The sequence below is a fragment of the Zhongshania aquatica genome (genome assembly GCF_027257955.1).
Lineage (GTDB): Bacteria > Pseudomonadota > Gammaproteobacteria > Pseudomonadales > Spongiibacteraceae > Spongiibacter > Spongiibacter aquatica.
In genome coordinates this window covers 58,649-84,756 of record NZ_JANZNQ010000007.1, presented here as the reverse complement: position 1 = coordinate 84,756, position 26,108 = coordinate 58,649, and the positions used below count along the sequence as shown (strand labels likewise).

At 48.7% G+C, this 26,108-nt stretch carries 23 protein-coding genes and 3 tRNA genes; 6 read left to right on the top strand and 20 right to left on the bottom strand.

The annotated features are described in order from the left end of the window. Positions 1–33: 33 nt before the first annotated feature. From O9X78_RS09030 to O9X78_RS09005, 6 genes are all read right to left on the bottom strand, one after another. Positions 34–663: a phosphoadenosine phosphosulfate reductase domain-containing protein gene (locus O9X78_RS09030; RefSeq protein WP_269619311.1), complete on the bottom strand. Its 630-nt coding sequence runs from the start codon at positions 661–663 to the stop codon at positions 34–36. A 231-nt stretch (positions 664–894) separates the two neighbouring features. Further along, positions 895–3,558, bottom strand: a complete 2,664-nt coding sequence (pepN, locus tag O9X78_RS09025; RefSeq protein WP_269619310.1) for an aminopeptidase N — start codon at positions 3,556–3,558, stop codon at positions 895–897. Positions 3,559–3,573: 15 nt separating this feature from the next. Continuing rightward, positions 3,574–4,416, bottom strand: a complete 843-nt coding sequence (locus tag O9X78_RS09020; protein ID WP_269619309.1) for a DUF2797 domain-containing protein — start codon at positions 4,414–4,416, stop codon at positions 3,574–3,576. Positions 4,417–4,420: 4 nt separating this feature from the next. Continuing rightward, entirely contained in the window at positions 4,421–4,729 is a 309-nt protein-coding gene (locus O9X78_RS09015; RefSeq protein ID WP_435056052.1) for a YeaC family protein, read from the bottom strand. 32 nt (positions 4,730–4,761) lie between these two features. Beyond that, positions 4,762–5,613, bottom strand: coding sequence for a rhomboid family intramembrane serine protease (locus O9X78_RS09010; RefSeq protein ID WP_269619308.1), 852 nt, complete (start codon positions 5,611–5,613; stop codon positions 4,762–4,764). Continuing rightward, the gene (locus O9X78_RS09005) at positions 5,606–6,499 is read right to left on the bottom strand and encodes an NAD(+) kinase (protein ID WP_269619307.1); all 894 of its coding nucleotides are present in this window, start codon (positions 6,497–6,499) and stop codon (positions 5,606–5,608) included. Before O9X78_RS09005 ends, O9X78_RS09010 begins: the two co-directional genes overlap by 8 nt. 200 nt (positions 6,500–6,699) lie before the next feature. On the opposite strand from O9X78_RS09005, the gene O9X78_RS09000 reads away from it, so the two are divergent. After that, on the top strand, positions 6,700–7,545 hold the full coding sequence (locus O9X78_RS09000; protein ID WP_269619306.1) for a DUF1853 family protein: 846 nt from the start codon (positions 6,700–6,702) through the stop codon (positions 7,543–7,545). Positions 7,546–7,562: 17 nt separating this feature from the next. Here the strand turns inward: O9X78_RS09000 and O9X78_RS08995 are convergent, their stop codons facing one another. The 5 genes from O9X78_RS08995 to O9X78_RS08975 all read right to left on the bottom strand — a co-directional run bounded on the left by O9X78_RS08995 (position 7,563) and on the right by O9X78_RS08975 (position 10,309). Next, positions 7,563–8,483, bottom strand: coding sequence for a 1-aminocyclopropane-1-carboxylate deaminase/D-cysteine desulfhydrase (locus O9X78_RS08995; protein ID WP_269619305.1), 921 nt, complete (start codon positions 8,481–8,483; stop codon positions 7,563–7,565). A gap of 3 nt (positions 8,484–8,486) precedes the next feature. Continuing rightward, entirely contained in the window at positions 8,487–9,827 is a 1,341-nt protein-coding gene (locus tag O9X78_RS08990; protein ID WP_269619304.1) for a hypothetical protein, read from the bottom strand. 153 nt (positions 9,828–9,980) lie between these two features. Continuing rightward, a tRNA-Asp gene (locus O9X78_RS08985) sits at positions 9,981–10,057 on the bottom strand. Between the two features lie 80 nt (positions 10,058–10,137). Then, positions 10,138–10,214 (bottom strand) — tRNA-Asp (locus O9X78_RS08980). 19 nt (positions 10,215–10,233) lie between these two features. Then, a tRNA-Val gene (locus O9X78_RS08975) sits at positions 10,234–10,309 on the bottom strand. A 256-nt stretch (positions 10,310–10,565) separates the two neighbouring features. On the opposite strand from O9X78_RS08975, the gene queD reads away from it, so the two are divergent. After that, positions 10,566–10,922, top strand: coding sequence for a 6-carboxytetrahydropterin synthase QueD (gene queD, locus O9X78_RS08970; protein ID WP_269619302.1), 357 nt, complete (start codon positions 10,566–10,568; stop codon positions 10,920–10,922). Between the two features lie 628 nt (positions 10,923–11,550). Next, entirely contained in the window at positions 11,551–12,525 is a 975-nt protein-coding gene (locus tag O9X78_RS08965) for a porin (RefSeq protein ID WP_269619301.1), read from the top strand. Between the two features lie 117 nt (positions 12,526–12,642). Here the strand turns inward: O9X78_RS08965 and O9X78_RS08960 are convergent, their stop codons facing one another. Next, positions 12,643–14,280: a SulP family inorganic anion transporter gene (locus O9X78_RS08960; protein WP_269619300.1), complete on the bottom strand. Its 1,638-nt coding sequence runs from the start codon at positions 14,278–14,280 to the stop codon at positions 12,643–12,645. Further along, complete coding sequence (locus O9X78_RS08955; RefSeq protein ID WP_269619299.1) at positions 14,270–14,947, bottom strand: carbonic anhydrase; 678 nt, start codon at positions 14,945–14,947, stop codon at positions 14,270–14,272. The genes O9X78_RS08960 and O9X78_RS08955 overlap by 11 nt, the downstream gene beginning before the upstream one ends. 120 nt (positions 14,948–15,067) lie before the next feature. Between O9X78_RS08955 and O9X78_RS08950 the strand changes: the two genes are divergently transcribed. Continuing rightward, complete coding sequence (locus O9X78_RS08950) at positions 15,068–16,012, top strand: hydrogen peroxide-inducible genes activator (protein WP_269619298.1); 945 nt, start codon at positions 15,068–15,070, stop codon at positions 16,010–16,012. 149 nt (positions 16,013–16,161) lie between these two features. On the opposite strand, the gene O9X78_RS08945 is transcribed toward O9X78_RS08950, so the two are convergent. The 7 genes from O9X78_RS08945 to O9X78_RS08915 form a co-directional block, all read right to left on the bottom strand. Continuing rightward, positions 16,162–18,333, bottom strand: a complete 2,172-nt coding sequence (locus O9X78_RS08945; RefSeq protein ID WP_269619297.1) for a PQQ-dependent dehydrogenase, methanol/ethanol family — start codon at positions 18,331–18,333, stop codon at positions 16,162–16,164. Between the two features lie 66 nt (positions 18,334–18,399). Beyond that, positions 18,400–18,981 (bottom strand): lysophospholipid acyltransferase family protein, encoded by a 582-nt coding sequence (locus tag O9X78_RS08940; protein WP_269619296.1) that lies wholly within the window; start codon positions 18,979–18,981, stop codon positions 18,400–18,402. Positions 18,982–19,113: 132 nt separating this feature from the next. Then, the gene (locus O9X78_RS08935; RefSeq protein ID WP_269619295.1) at positions 19,114–19,944 is read right to left on the bottom strand and encodes a crotonase/enoyl-CoA hydratase family protein; all 831 of its coding nucleotides are present in this window, start codon (positions 19,942–19,944) and stop codon (positions 19,114–19,116) included. Then, positions 19,944–20,504: a nitroreductase family protein gene (locus O9X78_RS08930; RefSeq protein WP_269619294.1), complete on the bottom strand. Its 561-nt coding sequence runs from the start codon at positions 20,502–20,504 to the stop codon at positions 19,944–19,946. The genes O9X78_RS08935 and O9X78_RS08930 overlap by 1 nt, the downstream gene beginning before the upstream one ends. Continuing rightward, positions 20,504–21,022 carry an SRPBCC family protein gene (locus O9X78_RS08925; RefSeq protein ID WP_269619293.1) on the bottom strand — a complete coding sequence of 173 codons (519 nt, stop codon included), beginning with the start codon at positions 21,020–21,022 and terminating at the stop codon, positions 20,504–20,506. Before O9X78_RS08925 ends, O9X78_RS08930 begins: the two co-directional genes overlap by 1 nt. A 118-nt stretch (positions 21,023–21,140) precedes the next feature. Further along, on the bottom strand, positions 21,141–21,557 hold the full coding sequence (locus O9X78_RS08920; protein ID WP_269619292.1) for a PilZ domain-containing protein: 417 nt from the start codon (positions 21,555–21,557) through the stop codon (positions 21,141–21,143). Between the two features lie 125 nt (positions 21,558–21,682). Then, complete coding sequence (locus tag O9X78_RS08915) at positions 21,683–23,560, bottom strand: beta-ketoacyl synthase (RefSeq protein ID WP_269619291.1); 1,878 nt, start codon at positions 23,558–23,560, stop codon at positions 21,683–21,685. 91 nt (positions 23,561–23,651) lie between these two features. On the opposite strand from O9X78_RS08915, the gene O9X78_RS08910 reads away from it, so the two are divergent. Both O9X78_RS08910 and O9X78_RS08905 read left to right on the top strand, forming a co-directional pair. After that, on the top strand, positions 23,652–24,656 hold the full coding sequence (locus O9X78_RS08910; protein ID WP_269619290.1) for a GlxA family transcriptional regulator: 1,005 nt from the start codon (positions 23,652–23,654) through the stop codon (positions 24,654–24,656). A gap of 153 nt (positions 24,657–24,809) precedes the next feature. Continuing rightward, complete coding sequence (locus O9X78_RS08905) at positions 24,810–25,988, top strand: thiolase family protein (protein ID WP_269619289.1); 1,179 nt, start codon at positions 24,810–24,812, stop codon at positions 25,986–25,988. The last annotated feature ends 120 nt before the right edge of the window (positions 25,989–26,108 follow it).

Here is a 26,108-nt window from a genome sequence, read left to right as displayed (position 1 = left end):
AAGGGTTACAGGCCCGCAACGCAAGCCTGATGGCTAAGCAGATGTGTGTAGACCGCACTCGCGGTTCTCTGCCACCTTTGTTGGATCAAAATAATGCTTAGCTGAGGGCAATTTATGCTCAGCCATAAACGCTAGCACGTCCGCCTCGTTCCAGTAAAAAATGGGGGCCACCTTCAAAATACCGCGGCCATCCCAAGACAAAATATCTAAATTCTGCCGAAATGCGGTCTCTTCCTTACGAATACCCGTCACCCAAATCTTAGGTGCTAAATCGGCGAAGGCACGATTAAAGGGTTCAAGCTTCACCTGACGGGTAAATTCCTTATGCAAATCAGGATTATCATCAGGATGTGGAATGCCGCCCATAATCGCATTGCGATGCTCTGCGGTCATAGTCGGAATATACAATTTCAAATTCGGTTTGAGCAACTTAATCAACTGCTCAGCAACACGGTAGGTATCTGGAACGTTGTAACCACTATCCGCCCAAACGATAGGTGTTTCCGGCGCAACATCGGTAATGAGCTTTAGCATCACCGCTGCATTCGGCGCAAAACTGGTCGAACCCATTATTGGCTCACCCAAAGAAACCGCCCACCGAATAATATCAGCGGCCGATTTATGGCGAAGCTCAGCATTTAATGCGTTTAGGTCCAAATCCATCATTTTTCGTTGATTCAATTCTAATCGGGGCCGCAACTGTACCACAAAGATTGTAAAAAATAGAATAAAAAGCTTTAAAATCATATGCTTATAACTTAAGCATATATTGTTATAACAAATTAATCAGTTATTACGACCAGACACTCTCTACAAAAAATAGACTCGGAACGCGCAAGAGAGAAGCGCATTACCAAGGTAAATAGCCTCCCTTATTGCTGAAAAGATCAGCCCCTACTGATATTCCTGTAAACTTTTCGACACCACCTCGAAAACATCGCTAGATAACTCAGGTTCCGCGAGCACTCGCTGTAACTCTGAGCGCATAAGCTGCTGAGCCGCCGGTAGATATTTACGCCACTTTGTTAAAGGCACAAGTAAGCGGGACGCGATCTGAGGATTGCTGCGATTTAACACCAAAACTTGGTCAGCGAGAAAGCGATAACCCGCGCCATCTTCGCGATGGAAATTGACGCCATTTTGACCACAAAACGCGCCGATCAGGGCCCGGACTTTATTCGGATTACGTATTTCAAAGGCCGGATGCGACATTAGCCCCTGCACGGTTTCCAATGTACCTGGCAAACGACACATGGCCTGCACTTGAAACCATTGATTGATGACCAGCGGCTCGTGCTGCCACTGCTGGTAGAACCGCTGCAGCGCTTTAGCTTTGTATTCCGCATTGCTATTTACCAAGCAGTTTAACGCCGCCAAACGGTCGGTCATATTGCTGCTGTTTTCAAATTGACCAATGGCTAATGCAACCACCTGCTCGTCATCCAATAACATCAAGTAGGAAAGAACCGTATTCTTTAAGCTGCGCCGGGCAATCTGCGCCGCATCAGGCACATAGGCTTCATCGCTCTCACAGCGTGAATAGCATGCGTGCAGCTCGCCAGACAGCGCACTGGCCAAAGCCGTCCGCAATGCTTCTCGGGCCTGATGAATCCCATGCACATCCACTGGATGGATAATCTCGGCTAAATAAGCTTCTGAGGGCAACTGGAGCATTAATGCGACCATCGCCCCGTCAAGGGAAGTATCGTCAAGCAGCTCACGGCAGGCATTGATGTATTCAGGGTCAGGCGCGACCGCCTTGCCCGTCGCCAAATTCGTTATTGCGCGTTTGATTTCCGCCAAACCTAATTGCTGGCTCGCATCCCACCGACAAAAACCGTCGGTGTCATTGCGCATCAAACGTAGCAACTGATCACGGCTATATTCAAAATTCAATTTAACCGGCGCAGAAAACCCCCGGAGCAAACTCGGCACCGGCGCCTCTTTTACGCCAGTAAATACAAAGCTCTGGGTTTGCTCATTTACACTCAACACCATTTCGGTATTGTCAGCGGTTTCGGTATTTGCTGGCGCATCGGCTAACTGCAAGGGAAGCTGGCCTGCCTCGCCAACCAACGCCATCGCAAGCGGAATATGGAAAGGCGCTTTCACCGCCTGCCCCGGTGTTGCTGGGCAAGATTGCGCAACGTCTAAACGATAGGTCTGCGCCTGTTCATCATAGCTGCCACTGACTACCAACTGCGGTGTACCCGCCTGTGAATACCAATTACGGAATTGAGTCAAATCTATACCGCTGGCATCTTCCATCGCCAATACGAAATCTTCACAGGTAACCGCCTGACCATCGTGACGTTCAAAATATAGATCACTGCCTTTGCGGAATAATTCCGGTCCTAACAAAGTGTGAATCATGCGCACTACTTCCGCGCCTTTTTCATAAACCGTTACAGTATAGAAATTAGAAATTTCGATGAAGGAATCAGGGCGAATAGGATGCGCCATAGGACCGGCATCTTCAGCAAACTGCGCGGTACGCAACAGGGTCACATCTTCGACACGCTTTACCGTTGGCGATCCCATGTCGGATGAAAATGCCGCGTCACGGAATACTGTAAACCCTTCCTTTAAACTCAACTGGAACCAATCTCGGCACGTGACACGATTACCCGTCCAGTTGTGAAAATATTCGTGGGCAACCACGCCTTCTACTCGCTGGAATCCAGCATCGGTGGTGGTTTCTGGCTTAGCTAATACACAGGAAGTGTTAAAAATATTAAGGCTCTTATTTTCCATCGCCCCCATATTAAAATCGTCTACCGCCACGATATTAAAGATATCGAGATCGTATTCACGACCGTAAACATCCTCATCCCAACGCATCGCGTTTTTCAAGGACAGCATGGCATGATCACATTTATCGAGGTCTTTTTCCTCAACATAAATTCTAAGATCAACACGGCGACCACTTGTGGTGACAAACTGATCTTCCACCACTGACAATTTACCCGCCACCAAAGCGAACAAATAAGCGGGCTTGGGGAAGGGATCTTGCCAAATGGTTTTATGGCGGCCATCGGATAAGGTTTCTTTAGAGGTAAGATTGCCGTTCGACAGCAACACGGGATAACGGGACTGATCAGCAATAATCTCAACGCTAAAGACCGACATCACGTCGGGACGGTCTAAATAATAAGTGATTTTCCGGAAGCCTTCGGCCTCACACTGGGTGCAAAACATACCGCTAGACTTGTACAACCCTTCCAGGGACGTATTGTCTTGCGGGCGAATACGAGTTTCGCAACGCAAACTAAACGATGCCGGCACGTTGGCAATCGTTAACTGCTCGCCACTCTGAGACCACTCACTATCAGCGAGTAAACGGTCATCAATAGACAACGAAATAAGCTCTAGCTCTGTGCCGTGCAACTGTAACGGCGCGTCCGACGTTTTAGCATCTGGATTGCGACGAAGCGCTAATACCGAGCTAACCAGACTGCTGTCTTCTCCTAACTCAAAACGCAGCGTGGTGCTGTCGATTAAAAAATCGGGAACGCGATAATCACTTAAAAAGATCGTACTAGGCTGCGCGTCGCGCATGAAATTACTCCTGAATCACAATGACTCACTGCTTAATTCAATATGGTATCCGGCGTATTTACGAATATTAATAACACCGCTGTCAAAGATCAGATACTGGCCTTTTATTCCCATTAAAACACCCTCAATAAGCGGCACTTTATCTAAATTAAAAGACTTCACCTTGAGCGGATACGTTTCTACTGGGAAACGAATATGCTGCACGGGGATATCGTTAATCGCTTGGATAGCCTGAATACCATGGCGCTCCTGCAAATCGTTTATTCCCGACTGACAAAGTTCGATAAGCTCATCTCGACGCGCGGCTAAATCAACCTGTTCTGGCGCGCCCTTTAACATGGCCTGCCAACTGGTTTTGTCTGCTACATGGCTCTTAAACAAGGTTTCGACTAGGCCAGACTGCAGGCGGTTGCTCACCCTAAAAATGGGCAATGCCGCCACGGCACCTTGATCAATCCAACGCGTCGGGACTTGAGTGCCACGGGTAATCCCCACTTTGACACCCGACGAATTTGCTAAATAAACAATGTGGTCAATCAGGCAATGGCTTTCACCCCATTCCGGCTCTCTGCAAGTACCTTCAAAATAATGGCATTTTTCGGGGCTAACGATGCAACTATCGCACTGCGCCAAACGTTGAAAGCACGGGTAGCAATAACCTTGATTAAAGCTCTTTTTCGTCAGCCGACCGCAATGCACGCAATTTATTTGCTGACGAAACTCCATCCGCACTTTACTGCCAATTAAGGCATTCATATCAACCCGCTCATCGCCAATTGGCATGCTATATATTGCAAGATCATCGACTAAGCGGGTTTTCATTTTGGCTGTTGGGCCGACCAGCACGGATTGACTCATAACACTATTCCGCCCATTTCAACACTTGATCTTCATTCACGTCATCGTGGCTATGATCATCCCCACACACCTCGCCTTCGGCTTTGCTTCCGCGATCAATATAGCCAACGCGCTCATTCTCCGCATGAGCTTTCAAATCATAGGCAATCACGCCGGCCATACAATGTTCACGCTGTTCAGGAGTTAACATGCGGCCATCAGGCCATTTTCCAATCTCGACTGCGCGCTTGAGCCCCTCATAAATTGTTGGGGTAATATTGTCGACTAACTGCTCAAAATCCATCACTACTCTCACTATCGTTCTGTCACGCATTGATCTTGCGGCCAGCGATTATATACCAAAATTTATACCGGCTTGCGATCCAGCATGGCTGCGGCAAAACCTAAAACAACGCCTAGCAGTAGTCCGCTAAGATGAGCTGTGTTGGCAATCGCCCCCACACCCAATAATTCGGTAAATCCCGCAATACAAAGCAGCAGCCAAACTATCATGAAAATGGCGACGCCTTTGACCAAGGGAAACGCCTGCTCGGGTCTAAGCCGATTCCAAATAACGATGTAACCAAGAAGCCCATAGATCACGCCGGACATACCACCAAACAACGACACGCTGCTCATCGCCTGCGCTATATTCGAACCCGCCGCGACTAACACAAATAAGCCTAGAATACGCACCGCACGCTGACGACGCTCAATCATGCCGCCTAGCTCCCAAAGCCAGAGACTGTTAAAAACAATATGCATCACGCCGAAGTGTAAAAACGCAGGGGTTATCACCCGCCACAATTGGCCTACCGGCCAGTCGCCATGCAATGTACCACCAGTGATATAAAGCTGATAAAAACTTAAATAGCGGACATATTGAAAATCGCGATCAAGGACAGGCAACAGTGCGCCAAGCAAACTCAGCACCAATAAGGTCGCAACCACAGGCACATTAAAGAACCGCCTACCCCATGAAGCCTGAGGTCGAAATTTACGTCGTTCAATACGCACGGACACCAACTCAGGATCACCCGACTGTATCCGCTCGTATAGTGATTTTGCCTGCGCCGCATGAAGTTCTGAACCCACCCAAACCACCTGCATTCCGCGCTCTTCTGCAATACGGTGAGGCACGGAACTCTGCCATAGTAACTGGGAAAACCACTTTAAATCTGCGCTTAAAGGCAAACGCAATCCAACTACTTCAGCCATCAGAGTCCTCTTTACCGATATGTGCTCCCCAGCCCAATTTGTCGCGACAACTTGCGTAAAAACTGTGATCTAAGGGGTGAACTAAGCGCAATTTATGCGGCTTTTTACGCACATTGATAACGTCGCCGGGCTGGGAAGTGATTTTAACCTGCCCATCGCAGGTAACCGGTGGATGAACCATATTATTGCGACCTACCACCATTTTAATCTCGCTTTTTCCATCGATAACTATCGGCCGACTACTCAATGTATGAGGAAACATGGGCACAATAGCGATGGCATCCAAACGCGGATGCATAATCGGCCCGCCTGCTGACAAGGCGTAGGCTGTCGATCCCGTTGGGGTGGCGATAATCAAACCGTCAGAACGCTGGCGATAGACGAACTCGCTATCAATAAACAACTCAAATTCCATCATATGACCCGACGTACCAGAATTAAGGACAACGTCGTTGAGGGCATCCCCGCGCCCCACAGGTTCGCCGTCTCTCAGCACTTCAACATCTAGCAGAAAGCGCTGCTCTAATCGATAATGGCCGTCTAACACAGCGCCAACCTGAGATTCTATTTCGTCGGGGGAAATATCTGTTAAGAAACCAAGCCGGCCGCGGTTCACACCAAGGACAGGGGCATTGTGCCGCGCCAAAGTTCGCGCAGCGCCTAATAAACTGCCGTCACCACCAACCACAATGATCAGATCGCATACCTCACCAATCATCCGACGGGAACTCACTCGCAGAGAGTGATCAGGCAGCAGTTCAGACACCGCCTCATCAAGTACGACACCTAATTCACGGGCCTGCAAAAAATCAATTAGGCGCTTGAGGGTTTCTGCAACACCGTTGCCTTCCCGTCCTATCACACCTATATTGCGAAACTGTTCCATAATACCTGCTGCCAACTATCGGGAGATTATTATACTAGAGTGAGGGCTAGTTGAGACGCTATGCGTGGAGTTTGGAACATAACGATACTCGGCCGCAAGTAAAACCCCGCGGAAGAGCAGCACGCTAAGGCACTTTAACCCCCCAAATTTTATGGAGACCGACTATCGCCACCACCGAAACCACAGCATTTCACTCACCATTGGTCCGTGCACTCGCTTGGAGTTGCTTTAGCGAACCCTTAATCAATGAAATCTCCGGACCGAACGGTGTTGTTAGCCACCCAAACCTTCCGTTAACACCAGAACGACAAAACTGGCTGTACGAGCTCGATCAAGACGATCAGCCGTTGCGCGACTATTTAAACAAGTACTGCCACAGCACACGCTTGGGGCTGGTATTTGAGAGCCTCTGGCACTTTTTCTTACAGCAAGACAAGCAAACCGAACTGATCGCACACAATATTCCGGTCAGACGCGACAAAATTACCCTAGGTGAATTCGACCTTATTTACTACTGTAGAAATCGCGAAAAGCACATTCACCTTGAACTAGCGGTCAAATTTTTTCTTGGTATTCCAAACGCCCTCACAGCACCAAATCTCGACCAATGGTTTGGCCCTAATCGCGCCGACAGACTCGATCGAAAACTCGCCAGACTAACACAGCACCAGTTACCACTTATTCACACCGAAGCAGGCCGAGCGGTCGTCGCTGAATTAGGGATTGGCGATATAGAACAAGAACTTTTGGTTAACGGCATATTATTCCACCCATTAGCCAACGAGACTGACTATCCAACACTTAATCACAGCCATCAACGCGGAGATTGGCGCTGCATTAGCCACTTTCAAGAGGAACAAGAGTCGTCGCGCGAGCAATACACTAGCTGGCGATACATAGAAAAACCCAGCTGGCTGGGAGCGAACTTTACAAGTGCAACGCCACTTTCAAGCAAGCACATGAAAATGGCGGAACAGAAACCGATTATGTTAATCAATGCCCAGCACGAACGCCGTTTTTTAGTCGCAAATGACTGGGCCGACTAAAGCTCTTAGGCGTGCCACTACAAATTAAAACCGCGCCGCCCCTGCAGCCCCCCAGTGTGGACCAGTAAGATCCGGCTTCCCGCGGGAAACTCTTGATTATCGACCATAGATTGAACCGCGTAGCTAGCCTTAGCGGTATAGACGGGGTCTAGCAATATGCCGTGATAGCATTCAAAAGTTTGCATATGCTCCAACACAGCTTGTGGCAAGCAAGCGTAGGCTCCGCCATGAAAACGATGATCAAGCTGCCAATTATCTCGGTCTGCGCCAAGTACGGCCAGCATTGCTGAAATATCGCGGGCCATAAATTTCTCCGCCTTTAACACGGGTACACCAATAACGCGCACCCCATCCGCAATCATAGATGCAATGCCCGCCAAGGTTGTGCCGGTACCACACGCCAACACAAGTGCTGTGTAATCGCTTCCACGATTCGGAATGAGGTCAACAATTTTCCCGCAGCCTCCAGCACCTATCTTGTTCGCCCCACCCTCTGGAATGAGATAGGAATTTGGGTACTGCGCTAAAATTTCGGTGATGAACTCACGCTCGTTGCGGCGCCGATAATCGCTACGACTCAAATAATGAAGTGTCATTCCCCAGCTTTTCGCATCAAGCAGCGTCGGTGTCAGTGGATCGCCACGATCAGCTCGCACACAGCCAATAGTTTCAAACCCCTTAACATGACCAAGCGCCGCCAAAGCGTGAAGATGATTAGAGTAGGCACCGCCGAAGCTAATTAAGCGAGTAGCGTTTGCGTGTTGGGCGGCAACTAAATTTGGGACTAATTTAAACCATTTATTACCGGGGGCGAGACTATCAATGGTATCAAGCCGAAGGATGTCGACCTCGACACCATTCGCCGAGGTATACAAATTTTGGATCATGGTCGAGTCATGCCGATGTCCTTGGGCATGCTCGTAAATGTTCAACGACAATAATCACGCCAAGCCAGACGCGCTATGTTCATGACAGCGATCGCTCTCACCTGAACGAAACAACATGGGGCGCATAACCTTTGAGATGGGCTGACCACAATATTGCGAGTCTTCGTCCGTTGCTCTACAAATGGGTAAACGATAGTGCGCCAACCACTCGCGATATTGTGTGTCCGACACCTCGCAGCGGAAAGCCACATAGGCCAGTGGATCGCGAAGATATTCAGGCATTTCGTCCTGTGAAATAACCAAGTGCTCAACACCTGGATGATAGGCGACGAACACCACGCCCTTTTCAACCATGGTTTTAAGCAGCTTATCATCACTATCCAGCATCAACGTTCGATTCTGATCACGCAGGGTACTAATTTCACCGCGCAATTCGACTATCTCAGTTGCTCGGTCGTACAACTCCCTCTCCCTACGGTGTAACGCGTCTTCAAGTTTTATTGCCTGCTCTTTAAGGTGACGCTGCAATTCATCGGCATACTCTTTGCGAAGTTCTGCCATTTGCGCCTGATAGTCTTGCCCCCCCTGCTCTAATAGAGTTTCTAGCTCCGCAGTCTTTTGGTGCATTAAACGTTGCTGACGGTGCAAGCGTGCCTGAGTGTCTTCCTCTGCCTTCACAAGCGCATCCAACTCAGCTTTCTGTTGTTGAATGAGTGACTCTCGATCGCGAAGTTGGCGGGTAAACTCCTCCGCCTGGGCGTCTAACTTACTCTCAAAAAACTCAGTCTGGGTGGCTAGCGTTAATTTTTCAGCGCCGCGAATGGCCAGTAATTTCTGTCTGTATTTACGATTAAAAACAGGGCCATTTCCTTGTCCAAGTTGAGGCGCACTGGCCGTCGGGGCATTAGAAGGTGAGGATTTAAAAAAATCTGCGACACTCGCAACGGAAGCAACACGGTCATGGCTATCACTAATAATACCCAAGCGATTGCGCTCTGCTGCGGCGCTAAGTTTGCTAAAAGTCCCTGATGTAGACGTATCCGGATCCCACAACTGCCGTCTATACCAAGCAACCGGGCAAGCACTACGACAGGCTACGCGGATGGGTCCAGCCCCCAAATCAGGTCCGCGACTAGCATGATCAAGAAGATGGCGAAGTGGAATATTCCAATGCCCCGTCACACGACCTCGACCATCAAAGCTAATGGTAAAAAAAACAACACCAGTAACACGAAGCGTATCGTCAATTTGGGTAAACGCAGCTTGAATCTCATCATTAGCAAAATCAGGAATTCCAACCACGTCGTCGAGCACAGCCTCAAACTCGGCAAAAAACATTTCCTTAACAACATTCCCGTCGCTAAAGAATACTACCGCTTCAGTTAACGTGCCCAATCAAACCTCCACTATTTTTACAACCGTCACAAAACATTAGGCAAGACTCGTCTTTCCAACATTATAGGAGACAAAGCGTTAGGTAAGCGAAAAGAATTAGGCGAAGCAGTGAAAACTTAGCGGGAAACAGAGGGATAAAAAAAGTGAAGGAGTTGGCGGACCGGACGGGACTCGAACCCGCGACCTCCGGCGTGACAGGCCGGCATTCTAACCAACTGAACTACCGGTCCAGAAACATCACAAATCGCAACGGTGTCTGGCGACACATACGAAATATGAGAAAAACAGGGGGGAGGTCTAAATGCAAAGTTGGCGGACCGGACGGGACTCGAACCCGCGACCTCCGGCGTGACAGGCCGGCATTCTAACCAACTGAACTACCGGTCCGCATACTTTTACACGATTATGGTGGGTGATGACGGGATCGAACCGCCGACCCTCTGCTTGTAAGGCAGATGCTCTCCCAGCTGAGCTAATCACCCTCTCAATCGAGTGAGGCGCATTCTACAGTAATCGCTTTCGGTGTCAAACACTGGGCGGCGTTTTTTTACAATTTCTTTGAAAAAAAGCTATAACACTGATTTTGCTCATTTTTTATCCAAAATCTGAGGCTAAAATAATCACCATTCAATCAAGGAGTTAAGACGAGCTGTACACCATAGCCGCAGCTGATTAACATTGGCGCCAATTCAGTAACCCAAGCTCACCGACCTATCTTTTATAACGCCGAGACCGCACGTGGAAATATACAAAGAATTTACCTTTGAAGCCGCCCATCACCTTCCCAATGTTCCAGAGGGACACAAATGCGCCCGACTTCATGGCCATAGTTTTCTGGTTAGAATATTTATTGCTGGTGACATCGATCCACACACTGGATGGCTAATGGACTTTTCAGAACTCAAGAAAATTTTCGCACCTATATACGAACAACTCGACCATCATTACTTAAATGACATAAAGGGTCTCGACAATCCGACTAGCGAAAATATTGCAATTTGGATTTGGAATCAATTAAAGCCCTCATTAGGTGCACTAAGTAAAGTAGAAATTAGAGAAACTTGCACCAGCGGATGCGTTTACCGGGGCGATTAGGTCACTAGTAACGCACTGTAACCGAGCAGTATTTGGTAAATGTTTCGCAGTAAGTGAAAATACGTAACAGGTAACATGAAATAGACCTTGACGTAACACTTATTCACAGATAGAGCCGGAAGGTAGAGAACTTAAAGCTTAGCATCCAAAGGTAATGTTAAACCTACCGAAATACTTGTAACTATATGTTTTTATTAATATTTATTAAAATGACTATTTTTTGAACAATTTGTTAAAACCCCGACAAACCCTCTCTCTCCTGCCATAACCTACAAGTTACCCACCAAGTTATCCACAGATACTGTGGACAAGATTATTCTCCAATAACAGTACTGGAACGTTACTACAAGGAGTATTTTAAGCTAAATTTCGCGAAGATCACGGCACCGCCTTATTATCACTACTACACACATTGCAAACTTTGCCAAAAATCACTTTGCAGACGAGCGACTGGATTTCAAACAAATTTTCAAGTAATTGAAATGCAATAATTCCGTCACAAATGGCCCAGAAATCATCATCTTTATGTCATAGAATCACCGCGAACTCGCGTCAGGTTATTTACGCCAGTACATCAAAGCCATAATAAGTAGCGTCGCTATCTGCCGAAAACAATGTGGAGAATTATATGAAGCACTATTTGCTCGCCCCCGCCCTCATCCTTTCTGCCGCATCGTTTGCGCAGGCAGAAGTATCCTTCTACGGTCGAGCAAATATCTCATATCAAAATACCTCACGAGAAATTGGTTCAAACAGTGACCAATGGGAATTAAATAGCAACGCCTCTCGCATTGGTGTAAAGGGGTCCATTCCCGTTGACGACACCAATATCACCGCCATTTTTCAAGCCGAATATGAAGTTGCCTTCGACGATGGCGAATCGGCGACAGACCAAACCTTCAAACAGCGAAATACCTTTGCTGGCTTAACCGGCAGTTGGGGAACAATAATCGCCGGTCAAGTTGACACCGATACGAAAAATATCCGCCGTGAAGTCGATTTGTTTAACGACCTTGCACTAGGCGATATCAAAAACTTCATCAGCGGCGAAAACAGAGTCAAAAACACCATTCGCTACAGCACACCCAGCCTATTGAATCACCTAAGTGGCAGCATCGCTGTCGTACCAGGTGAGAACAGCAGCACAGACCAAGACGGCCCTGCGGACGGCTCAACGCTGTCCTTGCGCTACGATGGCGATAACTTTGTCGTCGCCTACGCTCATGACGATGAGATCAACGGCAAGAATATAGACCGCGCCATCGCTCACGTTGATTTTATGAGTATTGGTATTGGGCTACTCATCCAAACAGCAGAGATCAGCCGTCCAGTAGCCAATAACGAGGAAGAGGAAGAAGCCGGGCTGCTTAGCCTTAAATACCACGCCACTGATAAACTCGATTTGAAAGTGCAGACCGGGCACACTGAAATCGATTTATTCAATAGTGAAAAAGAGTTGGATCAAATTGCTATCGGGATCGATTATCGTATTAGCAAATCATTAATGGCCTACGGCTACAGCGCTCAAATCACGAGCAAAACCGACACGAATAGCACACTAAAAGATCAAACAACGGGGATAGGAATGGAACTTCGCTTCTAAAACGAAGCTTAAACTACAGTTATGCATACATTACATTAACGCTACCAAGGCAAAACGTAATGCAGCTGAGCCGATTTAACCCGACTCAGCTGCATATAGCCCTTCACACGAACTAAGCTAAGTTGCAGACAGGCTTGGAATCGCATCAACATTGGCGCTGGTAGAATTCACCCTCGCTGCAGCTGACTGCAAGGCTTGGAGTCGGCTAGCAAACACACCATCGCCGGGCAAGCCACTATTCATCCCCTCCAGCACACCTCTCACCTCCTCGTTCATACCAACCAAATACAACAGCTTTCCGCTGGATGCCGCGTCAGTCGCAATCGTTTCTACCGCAAGAACCGCAGATACATCGAGAAATGGCACTCTAGAGAAGTCTAGAATTAACACTCTCGACCCCAACTCGCTATGCTCACGGACGTGATGACCTAAGTCCGCCGCCGCACCAAAGCTCAATGGCCCACTGAATTCAAATAGCGCAACGCGATCGCCACACGAAGACAAACACGCTTTCTCAACCTCGGAGTCTAAATGCTCAGGGGTATTTTTAAGACTGGCGATCTGCAACTGGCCAACTTGTTTCACAAAAGCTAGGGCCGCCAGCACCACACCCGCAGCGACGGCTGTGATCAAATCGACAAAGACAGTCAATGATAATACCAACAGCATTAAGGCAAGATCCCATCGCGGTCCATTATTAGCCCGTTTTAAGTAGCTCCAGTCGATTATATCTAAGCCAACTTTAACCAAAATACCCGCCAACACAGCAAGAGGGATAGTCGAAGCCAAGGAACCTAGACCCAGCACCACGGCGAGTAACACCAAGGAATGAATCATCCCAGACAAACGGGTTTTGCCGCCCGACCGGATATTAACAACGGTACGCATCGTCGCACCCGCACCGGCAATACCACCAATTAAGCCTGCTACCGTATTACCAATACCCTGACCGATAAGCTCCCGATTACTATCATGACGCTGACGAGTCATATTATCGGCAACGAGCGACGTCAATAAACTATCAATCGCACCAAGCACAGCCAGTATAAATGCGGCCTCGATAACCAGCATCGCCTTGCTCTGCTCAAATACCGGCCAATGAATACTCGGTAAACCTGACGGAATCTCGCCAAGGACCGGAACGTCTAAAACTAGATACGCTAAAATGGTGCCTACGATGAGCGCAGCTAGCGGCCCAGGTAAATACTTTCCGGCGCGCGCGGGCCAAAAGTACACCAAGGCCAACGTCCCCAAGCCCAAGGCAAGGTTTGCGAAATTAATATCCATAATCGCAGTTGGTAGCTTCGCCATGGCCCCCAGAGGATTGCCGGGAGAATCGTGACCGAGCAAAGGCCCGAGCTGCAGAATAATAATAATTGCGCCAATTCCGGTCATAAAACCGGAGATAACCGGATACGGCACTAAGCGTATGTATTGACCAACCCCCAGAAAGCCAAAAACAATCTGGAAAACACCGGCCAACATAACTGTGGTGAAAATAAGTGCCACATCGCCAGACAAGCTGGCAAACAAACCCGCCAACACAACGACCATCGGCCCCGTCGGCCCGGATATTTGCGATGCCGTTCCACCAAATAGTGCGGCAAAAAAGCCCACAGCTATCGCGCCGTAAATCCCGGCCATTGGGCCTAGACCAGACGCCACACCAAGCGCTAACGCCAAAGGCAGAGCGACAACACCTGCGGTAATACCACCGGTGATGTCACCAGTAAGGTTTTCCCGATTAAACTTCATATGCCGCCGCCTCTTGCGCAATTACGGCCGGCTTCTCAAGCAGGTGGCTATAGGCCGAGTTCATTAGCTCAAATTGCTTGCGATCTTCGTTGTAGCACTCCACCTCGCCTGTCCCGATGTTGTAAACCCATGCGTGCAAACGTAAGCGGCCATTGGCCAACTTCGCAGCGACCGCAGCATGGGTACGCAAATGCTGTAGTTGGAGCAAAACATTTTCTCTCGCCACTTCGTCTAAATGACATTTATCAACGTGACCATGCCGTTCTTTTACGATTTCTGTCGCTGCACGGCAATGCCCTAACCACTCTTTGACGTGGGGGAGATTTTCCAGTCCCGATGGGTCGATGGCGCCCTTCATCGCACCGCAATCACTGTGTCCGCAAACAATAATGTCGGACACGCCCAATCCCGCGACCGCAAACTCTATGGATGCCGTCATCCCACCGGTTTGATTACTGTGGGGTGGCACAACATTACCCGCGTTCCGACAAATAAACAGCTCACCTGGCTGAGTTTGTGTCAGCATGCTCGGGTCGATCCGCGAGTCCGCACAGGTAATAAACAACACGTCGGGGTTTTGTCCGCTAGCAAGCTTTCGAAAAGAAACTTCCTTATCTGGGTACACATCACTTTGAAACCTAGCAACACCTTGAATAAGCTCTTCCACGGTAACGTCCTCGTAATTTAACAAACAGGATTTAGTACGGAAGCGATTATCCTTTGATAGCTTTATAATATGTTATACCATTTGCTGATATCTTTTAGTTATCAGATTTCGGATGTAACTATGGCGTCAAAAATTAGCTCCCCCAGTATTAAACAGTTAAATTATTTCGTTGCGGTAGCAAAACACGCCAGCTATCGACGTGCCGCTGAAGAACTGGGCATGAGCCAGCCTGCGCTAACAAATCAAATTGCCCTGCTTGAATCAACTCTAAATACCGCCCTTTTTGAACGCTCCAGAGCAGGCACCCTGCTATCACCAAGCGGCAGAGATTTACTTGATGCGGCGCGGCAAGTGTTAATTAGCATGAAGGAATTTGAAGACATCGCTGCGGCTAAAATTGACGGGCACCAGACAACATATCGCCTAGGCGTACCACCCACCGTTGGCCCCTATTTACTTCCCCACATACTTCCTGATCTGCATGATTTACACATCAACTTAAAATTGTATGTTCGCGAAGCGGCTCATAGAGAATTACAAAAAGACTTACTTGACGGTGTCTACGACATCGCCATCGTCCCGCTCCCCCTAGCTATACCTCAACTAGCCATGGAGCCTTTATTTATCGAGCCACTGAAGTTTGTGGTTCCCATTAACCACCCACTGGCAGGTCAAAAAAGCATTACTCCTAATAAATTACGGGGCGAAAAAATATTAACTTTGGAGAAAAGGCATCACTTTCATCTGCAAGTACAGGAGATTTGTGAGCGATGGGGTGCGGATATTCAGCGCGACTACGAGGGCACGAGCTTAGACACCCTGCGCCAGATGGTCGTCATGGGCATGGGAGTCGCATTCTTACCTGGTTTATACGTTCATTCAGAAATGCATAACTCAGAAGCCCTGTATGTTTGTGAACTACGTGATATTCAAATTCTTCGTAAACACGCGCTAGTGTGGCGAAATAACGCACCGAATCGCGTCTTTTTCAGAGAGTTAGCTGTAGACATTCGCGCCATCATCAATAGCAGACTCCCGGGCGTTATCGTCTCTACAACCCGCTAAAAATAAGCACATGAGGATGCGCTTACAGTAGATTACTCCACTCAAAAAAATACGTGTTTACCTGAGACAGATAACCACGTATTTTTTGTCCAACATTTTCTTATTCCCTATCAACCGCATTTCGCAAATCATGCGTAAAATGCGGCGCCTTAACTTAAGCTAACCGCAAACCCGATAAGTTTCGCTAAGATACCGTAGAACCACTCTTTTATCGTGATAAGCCAAGACGACTGCGCACGGCTCTCCTTATCAATATTAGCCTGTTCTAGTATAAAAGCATGCAACATAAATGCGTCTTCTTCGCTTAGTACGTCGGCGAAGCCAACCATGCCGGCTTTCTTCATAACGCCATCAAGCACAATCGCATTAAAATTATCGTGAAACGCTTTAGGCAAATGACGCAAATCAGGAATCGCGCCATTTGAAATAGCCTCAGTCCCGTGACAGGCACTGCAATAGGCGTAATACAAGTTACGACCCTTTTCTAAAACATCTTTGTCTTCCGTCAAGCGCGCCGGAGGTTCATGCATTTGCTTTAACGGATTTTCCGGCAGTGCTGGCGCAGAGCCACCTAACTTAAATGTCAGTACACGACTTGGCGGGGGTGAAACCTCTTTCTCTAGCCCAGCTATCAAACCGAATGCACCGCCCCACCCAGCCAAAATAGTCACATACTGCTCGCCATCAACTGTGTAGGTCACGGGTGGCGCCATCACGCCAGTATTCGCTTCAAATGACCAGAGCTTCTCGCCGTTGTCGGCACGAAAGGCAAGCACTTCACCTTCCGCCGAACCCTGAAACACTAGACCACCGGCGGTCGCCAGCAAACCACCATTCCAAGTTAGCTTATGTGGTACCTCCCATGCCGCTTGCTGCTTGACGGGATCCCACGCCAGCAATGAGCCTTGCGTTATTTTACTGGTCAATAATTGGGATAAAATCGGATCGGCAACGGCTTGCTGCTGAATATAAACACCTAAATTCCATTGACCCCACTGATGCAAATAATCATCTACGGCCTTGTATTCAAAAATACTATTAATGACGGGAATATATACGAAACCGGTTTGTGGGCTATACGCCATAGCTTGCCAGTTATGGGCACCCATCGATGAGGGCCGAACCATTTTCGGATCGTCCAGGTATCGAGCATTTTCAGTCTCTACGGGGCGCCCAGTTTCAAGATCGTAATGACTCGCCCAATTGACATCAACAAAGGGCTCTGCAGAGAGTAACTTGCCGCTTATTCTATCAAGAACAAAAAAGAAACCGTTTTTAGGTGCATGCCAAATAACCTTGCGCTGCTCACCTTTAACGTCCATATCAGCCAACATAATATGTTGAGTTGCGGTGTAATCCCAAGATTCAGCAGGCGTTTCTTGGTAATGCCAAATGTATTCACCGCTGTCGGGATTCAAGGCAACGATCGACGACAAATAGAGATTATCGCCTCCCTCAGGACTGCGAACTTTCGCGTTCCAAGGTGAACCGTTACCAACACCGATATACAGCTGGTCTAGTTCGTCATCGTAAACAATGGAATCCCATACGGTGCCACCACCGCCATATTCCCACCACTTTCCGGTCCAGGTTTTAGCGGCCGCTTTCATGGCATCATTTTCAAAACCATCTGCAGGATTACCGGGTACGGTGTAAAAACGCCACAGCTGCTCACCGGTGTTCACATCATAGGCGCTAACATAACCTCGTGCGCCGTATTCCGCGCCGCCATTCCCAATGAACACTTTTCCCTTCGCAACCCTAGGCGCTCCGGTGATGGTGTAGGGGTAAGCTGTTAAATCGGCGGTAGGTACTTCCCAAACTTTTTCACCGCTTACTGAATCTAATGCAATTAAACGCGCATCAAGCGTGCCAAATATAATCTTCCCTTCGTAGGCTGCCACTCCGCGATTGACCACATCACAGCACGCCATTTTTGCCCATTCTTTAGGTACTTTCGGGTCATATTTCCAGAGCAATTCGCCACTTCGCGCATCGAGTGCGTAAACAACGCTCCAATTACCTGTCACATATAACACGCCGTCGATAACAATAGGCGTCGCTTCAAGACCGCGGTTAAAATCGGTATCAAATGACCATGCCAAACTTAAATCTGCAACGTTGCCGACATTAATTTTATCGAGTTCGCTATAGCGCTGTTCTTTATAATCTTTACCATAAGACAACCAATTATTTGGCGAATTAGCGATAATACTTTCGGTGTTAACCGTCGTAGGAACGTCAGCTAAGGCAAATACAGAATGGAATATCGCGGCGATAACAAAAATCACCGACACAATATTTCTTCGCAGTTTTAACATGGTAACTTCCCGCAATATTTTATATATTTAGTTTTCAGACAATATCAATTCAAGCAAAAACTCGGCTTAAAAAAGCTCGGGGTTAAATCCAACTTTATCTTTATAGAATGCCTTAATTTCCAAGATGTCTTTTTCATAGTTGCCTGTTGGATAGAAAGCCTTGCCGACGCCAGTTTGCCGTTTTTTGGTATCAAGAAATGCCAGATAAATTGGCACACCAGCACCGACTGCAATGTGATAAAACCCCGCCTTCCAATTTTCAACCTTGCTGCGCGTACCCTCAGGCGCGATCAAGACCATGAATTCATCGCGAGTAGCATATTGCGCTACCATTTGATCAACGGTGTTTTGAGCAGCCCGGCGATCTACACCAACGCCTCCAAACCAGCGCATAATCACGCCGATGATCCCCTTGGGAAATAAGGTGTGTTTCCCCACCCAATGCGGATCTAAACCTAACACAAAGGCAGCCACCATCATGGTCGGGAAATCCCAATTACTGGTGTGCGGCGCCGCAATTAACACGTATTTTTTATCGGAAGGTTTCTCACCCACGACTTGCCACCCACGAAGTCTCGTCAGTAGTTTAAACACCACTCGAAAAAACCCGCTCACGTAAGGCGTGCTGAAGATAGTACGGGTTTGCATGGATTGGCATCACTCTACGACAACTGACGGACACGAGCTCGTCGCTGCACTTATTTTTGGTTACAGGGAGTTTACCAACAAGCAGAGCCAGTACAAGCGCCCTGCTGTTAAGGAGAGGAATTTAAACGAATTTTAATCTTTAAAATCGGCGGATTTACCCTCACTGTTCGCGGTAATTGCCAACATGACATCCTCAAAACTGAGCATACCGCCGTTCCAAGTAGCCTGATAGTTGAGTGCGTCAGTAACACTATGATCACGGGTATACAGCAGCATCTGCTTAGTGCCTCGAATGGCGAGGGGTGACTTACGAGCAATATCCTGCGCCAAGGCAGAGACCGTCTCAATCATCTCTTCATAGTTGTCAAAACGGCGATTTACCAAGCCAATACGCTCGGCTTCCTCGGCATCCACATTGCGGCCAGTGTATGCAAGTTCTCGCATAACGCCGGCGGGAATAATATGGGGTAACCTTTGTAAAGTACCTACATCGGCGACCATGCCGATATCAATTTCTTTGATAGAGAACTTAACCCCGTCACTGCAATAACGCATATCGCAGGCGCTAACGATATCAACGCCACCGCCGACACAGCTGCCGTGGATCGCAGCCAAAACTGGCTTACGGCAGCGTTCGATAGCCGTTAAGTTACCTTGTAATCGCAAAACAACCGCGCGGAACCACTCAACAAATCGCGACTTTTCCATACCCTCTGCGGTTGACGCCAAGCCGGCAAACATCGCCAAATCAATGCCAGCACAGAAATGGCGCCCCTCTCCGCACAACACCACGGCTCGCACAATTGGCTCTTGATCCAACCATTCGAAACAAAGCTGCAATTCTTGCCACATAGCTTCGTTCATCGCATTGGCCTTGTCGGGCCTATTCAGAGCAACCCATGCAACATGATCTTCCATCTGGACTTGCAGCGTTGTGTAGCTCGGGGGAATGACGCTATTCATTATTTTCTCCATTCTTTCATAAAATCTGATTGCGCTATGACGGGAAGTGGCTTTGCCTGTCCGTCTCGGGTGCCTACGTAAAGAAAACCGGTCACTTCTTCATTATCAGCCAGGCCTAAACCATTGTTAACTGTGGCGTCGAAGGCATTTATACCCGTGCGCCAAATACCGGCATAACCCAGAGCTTCGGCCGCCAACAAGGCACCGTAGGCAGCGCAGGCCGCAGACATACGCTGCTCAATTAGAGGAATTTTGGGGTGATCTTCTATACGCGCAATCACCACCATAATGCATGGCGCCCGCAGTGGCTGCTGACGAAAGCGCTGGCAGTCGGATTCACTCACCTGCGGATCCCGTTGTTTGGCGGCCTCGGCAAACAAATTACCCAGGGAGACTAAACTTTCTTCTCGCACCAGCAAAAAACGCCAAGGGCGTAAACGACCATGATCAGGTGCTCGACTTGCGGCCGCAAAAATTTCTGCTAGCGCCGCGTCATCAGGGCCCGGCGCGCATAATCGACTTGCCGAATTACGGCTTTTAAGTAAAGTAATCGCGTCCATTAAGCCCCCTGTGTGGCGTCAATGCGGAGTTGCTTTAATTGCGCTGGACTCACAGACTCTCCTGTTTCGTAATATTGCTTCATACTGAGTGCGACATCGCGGATAACACCCCGAAAAACTTTATGTAATAGGCGCTCATATAAAAGTCGCCCTGCAACGCCCCAGCGCATATCGAACATTAGGCTGGTAGTCAGTGCGGTGCAATCGTGACCGGCATCGTCAATACGATAACGAAACGCGGCCTTAGCGAAAGGCGGCGGCGCGCCTTTGTCGTCTTTGTGCAGGCGAATGAGAAAACCGTGTCCCTCGTTCCACTCCGTAACGGTTTCGTCTAAACCCTTACCGGAGGCCTGATACACACGGCGACTAGCGCCTAGCCCCTCAGCTTTATCGGTAGTGATTTCTGTGCGAGTAATGCCTGGCACGTAGTGATGCGCTAGCGACAAGTCTTTTAACAAGTTCCACGCGTCTTCCCTAGGCATATTTATAACGACTCGCGCGGTCGCCTCATGTTTCATCGTCCATTTCCTCTGGGCAAAAAAAATCCCCCGAACATGCGGGGGATCTATTCAACCATGAATTCGTAAAACTGTCGCGACTTGAAAAAACGCTAACGATGATCTGGGTGACTAAGAACTATGAAAAACGACGATCAAACTCTGCCGCGTGAGATTCAATCCACTCTGCTGCCGCCTCTTCAGCGCCTAGTTCACGGCCTTCCATTTCCTGTACTTCGCGACGATAGCTCTCAATCTGGCAAACCTGCTCCACCATTTTTGTGCGGTAAGCATCTTGTTCACATTCAAACTCGACACCCATGCGATAACTGGCTCGTAGTGGGCGACACCACACCACTCTGCCGCGCCCAACAGACTCATCAGCCAAAGAAGGCACAAAAAATTCAATTCGGCTGCCAACATCAATTATTCTGGCGACGTCACAAGACAACCCAGCAATACTCACATCACGCAAGTAACCACGGCGAGAGCCTGCCTCCATTGCCACTTTGACGGCGACGGGGATATCGCTAGGGTGACGGACAAATTCTCTCATCGCTGCTCTCCATGTGCTGCTGATTACCAAACCACCTTTAATTTGAGCACGCAAAGAAATCCATCTCTATCCGTATTTACCCGTGCTCAAGTCAACTTACAAAGCAAGACGACAGCTAATGCAAACTAGTCTTCGCTTGGCAACCATGATGCGTACGGTGATTTAAAATCTAGAGCGACCTTAGACGCCCAGCCCTTTATGCCAATGCCATCACGACTTAATTCAAGATCGCCGCCGTCGAGCACGTTTTCACCAAACTGATAATGCACGCTAAATCCCGTTTCACAGGCGGCGTCATCATAGGCCGAAGCCACAGCCTGCACTTGTTCGCGACGCGCTAGGTATGCCTGCCAAGCTTTGTCGCCGTGCCGCCCCTTTAGCATTTTCTCGCTTAACGAAGGTGATAGCAGCGCGACGCTGGCATTGTTACCGCCAAAGCCCTTGGCATTAAGTATGGCAACATCCAAGCTCTCTGGCTCAACTTCCATATGTTCTTTCTGCAAACGCAAGTTACTGCAGTGAACGTCATCTGCAATATGGTCAATTGTTGCTATTCCCGGCACGATATTGTCATTCCATACACCGAGACTGGCCACGAGCTGATCGCCGGAGGAGGCGCCAATACTGTGACCGATATAGGCTTTTATGGCCGCAACAGGCCATTTTTCGATACCAAACAACTTAGCAGTTTCATTTAAAATATGAGATTCGGTAACCCTATTCTGCGGAGTGCTGGTACCGTGAGACTGAACAAAGCTACGGGTTTTTATCGCCTTGTCACCAATAATGGCCGCGGCGGCGGCAACCGCTTTTGCCACGGTCAAATAATTACCCACGCCAGGGGAGGAAATTGACTTTTTATAGCCATCCGCATTAGTGAATACATTGGGCACAGCGCCGTGTATTTGAGCACCTAACTGCATTGCCAGCTCATCATCAAACAGCACAATAAACTGGGAAGACTCAGAGATTGTAAATCCACAATTACTGCTAAACGGCCGACTCGCACGGCGATGATCAGGCTCAGACAAGCCTTTATCAGCGTCCAATTTAAGTAAGTCTGCGTCGGACGCCAAGGCACCCATGGTGTAATAACCGTCGATAATTCGAGGGTCAACACCCGACTCCGCCACACCAACAACAGCAACCTTAACCGAGCCAGAGCGAATATCATTGACTGCTTGCCGCAGATTATAAAAAAACGTCGCACATGCGCCCAAGCTTGGGCCACTGGTACCCACATTCCCCAATACATAGGCACTGACAAAGTCAGCAGGCATATCGGGTAAACCCAAAGCCATCTGTTTTGAACTTACCCGCAAGCCGTTAGCGCGTGCGCCTAGCAATCCACCAAAACCATTGTCATCAAGCTGCGACATGGCAGAGCTGGCATATACCCCCATTTGGTCTGGGCTGATGCTATCCATCACCGTTTGCCATTCTAAGCCAATAGATTTCAAGGCATCAGATGCACCGCAGATAGCCATTTGTAGACCGCGAGGGTGATTTCTAGACGCATACAAACTTGATGGATCGAAACCACTAGGCAATTGGCCAGCTGTTGAGACTTCAATTTTGCGCGTTGTTGGCAGCAACATATTACAATCTTCGTTTATGCTTACCGAAACTTTGCCCGCCCCCAACTCTTTAACCACCCAGCCACTGGGCAAGGTATCTGGCAGATCCCGGGCACGGGTGACAAACTGCAACACACCCTCGGCACCGCTTAGCGCCATCCGTTTGTTCCAGGGCACATTATCGACATCGAAAATATTGCCTTCAATTTTGCGGATCAGCGTGTGATCACGCATATACTGACGCTGCACATCGGAATTTACCTGATCGGCGGGAATACCCATGATCGCCGCCAAACTGCGATAAGTACGCGACACTTTTTCGCCGGGCAAAGCATCCAAAACCGTACGACGATAACCATGGTGGAATGAACTACGCCCAGCGGCATTAACGCCACCAAAACCGACTATTACTGGTAACTTACTCACAGAAAATCCTTAACACGCGACAAAATCTATTAGTGCGCTAGTCTATCGACGTTAAGTAAATTGAAATAGAATATTACTGCCAATAAACAAGATGATTACGCCAACCGTGAAACACGTCGCCCTGCTTGCCTTTAATGATGCCCTTGCCACCAGCATTAGCCTGCCAAATGAACTGTTAATGGCGGCAAATAGCGTGTCGCAACGAGACAGCCGCAAGACTATTATTCAATCTGATATTGTCGGCCTTGATCCGTCCCCTATAAACGTGTCGGGAGGCATTGAGATACTGGCTAATGCAGACTTAAATAGCGGGGTCGACTACGATCTAATTATTATTCCCAGCCGCTGGCGGCATCCGCATCGAGGGGCGCCCGCGCGAGCCGACGTCAAACAATGGCTGTGCGCTCACGAAGCACGGGGCACCGCGATCTGCGCTGTCGGTAACGGCAGTTATTTCCTAGCGGAAGCGGGTTTGCTAGATGATCGAGTCGCAACCACCCATTGGCATTATTTTGACGATTTCGCCGCCCGCTACCCACAGGTTGCGCTGCATCGAGACTACCTCATCACCCAAGCCGATAATATTTACTGCACCGGCAGTGTTAACTCAGCAGCAGACCTTGTTATTCACCTCATAGACCGCTACTGGGGTGCCTCCATCGCCAATCGCGTCGCCCAACAATTTTCGCCCGAAAGTCGACGGCCGTTTTCACGAAACAGCTACCGCGTCAACCGCAGCGATCTGCACCGCGATGAAATTATTGTTCTGGCGCAAAACTGGTTAGCGCGCAATATTGCAACGCCACTCAACATTCCAGAGTTGGCCAAACAGAGCGGCTTAAGCGAACGTAGTTTCCACCGTCGCTTTCGTCTCGTTACAGGCCTAGCGCCACTACAGTATTTACAGAAGCTACGTGTTGAACTTGCCCAAGATCTATTGCAAAACAGCAACCTTAGCGTTGAGGAAATTGGCCAGCAATGTGGCTACAGCGACGCAAGTTATTTTTGTCGGCTCTTTAAGCAACACTGCAGCACCAGCCCCGGCGAGTATCGTCGCGCAGTTCGCCGAAAATTATTCGAAGTAAACAAATCCTGATACCTGCTATTAGTCTCGAAAATGGCGCGAAACCTTGAAAAATCGGCCTTTACGTGGCTAAATATGCCGCCTCTTAAAAATCCTTTTTTTACTATTACGCCCCAAGATCGCGTAAGTTTCGCGCCGAAATGGCTCACCAACAGGGAACATCCTATGTCTGATTCCGTATATATTGTCTCCGGTGCACGTACACCAATGGGCGGCATGCTGGGCTCATTAAGCTCATTGACCGCAGTAGAACTCGGCACAACCGCTATTGCTGAAGCCGTTAAACGCGCCAATATCGACCCGAATAAAATAGAAGACGTGATCATGGGATGCGTGCTTCCCGCAGGCCTAAAACAAGGGCCTGCTCGCCAAGCCGCAATCGCAGCCGGTATTCCAAAATCCACTGGTGCAGTTACCGTAAATAAACTGTGCGGCTCTGGCATGCAATCAACCATTTATGCACACGACCAAATTAAAGCCGGAAGCTGCGACATTATTGTTGCCGGCGGCATGGAAAGCATGACCAATGCGCCACACATAGTATTGAACGCACGGAAAGGCGTTGGCACTGGGGCCAAAAGCTTTGAAGACCATATGTTCTTTGACGGTCTGCAAGACGCTTATACTGGCCGCATGATGGGTAGCTTTGCACAACAAACTGCCGATGATAACGAATTCACCCGCGAAGCCATGGATGCCTACGCCATTGAGTCGCTTAATCGTGCTTGCACTGCAATTAAGAACGGCTCATTGAAAGCAGAAACTGCGCCGGTAACCGTGACATCACGTAGCGGCGAAACCATTGTCAGCGACGATGAACAGCCACTAAAAGCCTCTATCGAAAAAATCCCTAACCTTCGCCCAGCCTTTGCCAAAGACGGCACGATTACCGCAGCTAACGCCAGTTCAATCTCTGACGGCGCATCTGCAATGGTATTGATGAGCGAAAAAGCACTTAATGAAACCGGCACAAAACCAATGGCCCGTATCGTTGCTCATACCCGCCAGTCCTTAGAGCCTGCGCTATTTACCACCGCCCCCGTTGGTGCGATGCAAAAATTGCTGGCCAAAACTGGCTGGAGTAAAGACGACGTAGACCTTTGGGAAATTAACGAAGCCTTTGCCATGGTAACCATGCTGGCTATACGCGACCTTGAACTTGACCATGCAAAGGTCAATGTCCACGGCGGTGCTTGCGCCCAAGGCCACCCAGTAGGCTCTACTGGCGCGCGTATTATTATTAGCCTTATGTATGCACTCCAGCAGTACGGCAAAAAACGCGGTATTGCCTCTTTGTGTATTGGCGGTGGTGAGGCACTAGCAGTCGCCATTGAACTGGTTTAAGTAAACTGCCCTGCTCGGCCAGAATTCTCTCTGGTCGAGCATCCCTGCACTTCCCCTTCTATTTTCATATTTAACATCGCCTCCTAGCGTATAATCGCGCATTATTATTGTCTCTGTTAT

Bases quoted from the DNA above. Each gene is read 5' to 3' on its own strand.
- O9X78_RS08920 (WP_269619292.1), bottom strand. From the start codon at position 21,557: ATGAGAGAATTTGTCCGTCACCCTAGCGATATCCCCGTCGCCGTCAAA.
- O9X78_RS08930 (WP_269619294.1), bottom strand. From the start codon at position 20,504: ATGGACGCGATTACTTTACTTAAAAGCCGTAATTCGGCAAGTCGATTA.
- O9X78_RS08910 (WP_269619290.1), top strand. From the start codon at position 23,652: ATGATTACGCCAACCGTGAAACACGTCGCCCTGCTTGCCTTTAATGAT.
- O9X78_RS08925 (WP_269619293.1), bottom strand. From the start codon at position 21,022: ATGAAACATGAGGCGACCGCGCGAGTCGTTATAAATATGCCTAGGGAA.
- O9X78_RS08960 (WP_269619300.1), bottom strand. From the start codon at position 14,280: ATGAAGTTTAATCGGGAAAACCTTACTGGTGACATCACCGGTGGTATT.
- O9X78_RS09005 (WP_269619307.1), bottom strand. From the start codon at position 6,499: ATGGAACAGTTTCGCAATATAGGTGTGATAGGACGGGAAGGCAACGGT.
- O9X78_RS08940 (WP_269619296.1), bottom strand. From the start codon at position 18,981: ATGCAAACCCGTACTATCTTCAGCACGCCTTACGTGAGCGGGTTTTTT.
- O9X78_RS08965 (WP_269619301.1), top strand. From the start codon at position 11,551: ATGAAGCACTATTTGCTCGCCCCCGCCCTCATCCTTTCTGCCGCATCG.
- O9X78_RS09010 (WP_269619308.1), bottom strand. From the start codon at position 5,613: ATGGCTGAAGTAGTTGGATTGCGTTTGCCTTTAAGCGCAGATTTAAAG.
- O9X78_RS08905 (WP_269619289.1), top strand. From the start codon at position 24,810: ATGTCTGATTCCGTATATATTGTCTCCGGTGCACGTACACCAATGGGC.
- O9X78_RS09030 (WP_269619311.1), bottom strand. From the start codon at position 663: ATGGATTTGGACCTAAACGCATTAAATGCTGAGCTTCGCCATAAATCG.
- O9X78_RS09020 (WP_269619309.1), bottom strand. From the start codon at position 4,416: ATGAGTCAATCCGTGCTGGTCGGCCCAACAGCCAAAATGAAAACCCGC.
- O9X78_RS08945 (WP_269619297.1), bottom strand. From the start codon at position 18,333: ATGTTAAAACTGCGAAGAAATATTGTGTCGGTGATTTTTGTTATCGCC.
- O9X78_RS08950 (WP_269619298.1), top strand. From the start codon at position 15,068: ATGGCGTCAAAAATTAGCTCCCCCAGTATTAAACAGTTAAATTATTTC.
- pepN (WP_269619310.1), bottom strand. From the start codon at position 3,558: ATGCGCGACGCGCAGCCTAGTACGATCTTTTTAAGTGATTATCGCGTT.
- O9X78_RS09015 (WP_435056052.1), bottom strand. From the start codon at position 4,729: ATGCGTGACAGAACGATAGTGAGAGTAGTGATGGATTTTGAGCAGTTA.
- O9X78_RS08935 (WP_269619295.1), bottom strand. From the start codon at position 19,944: ATGAATAGCGTCATTCCCCCGAGCTACACAACGCTGCAAGTCCAGATG.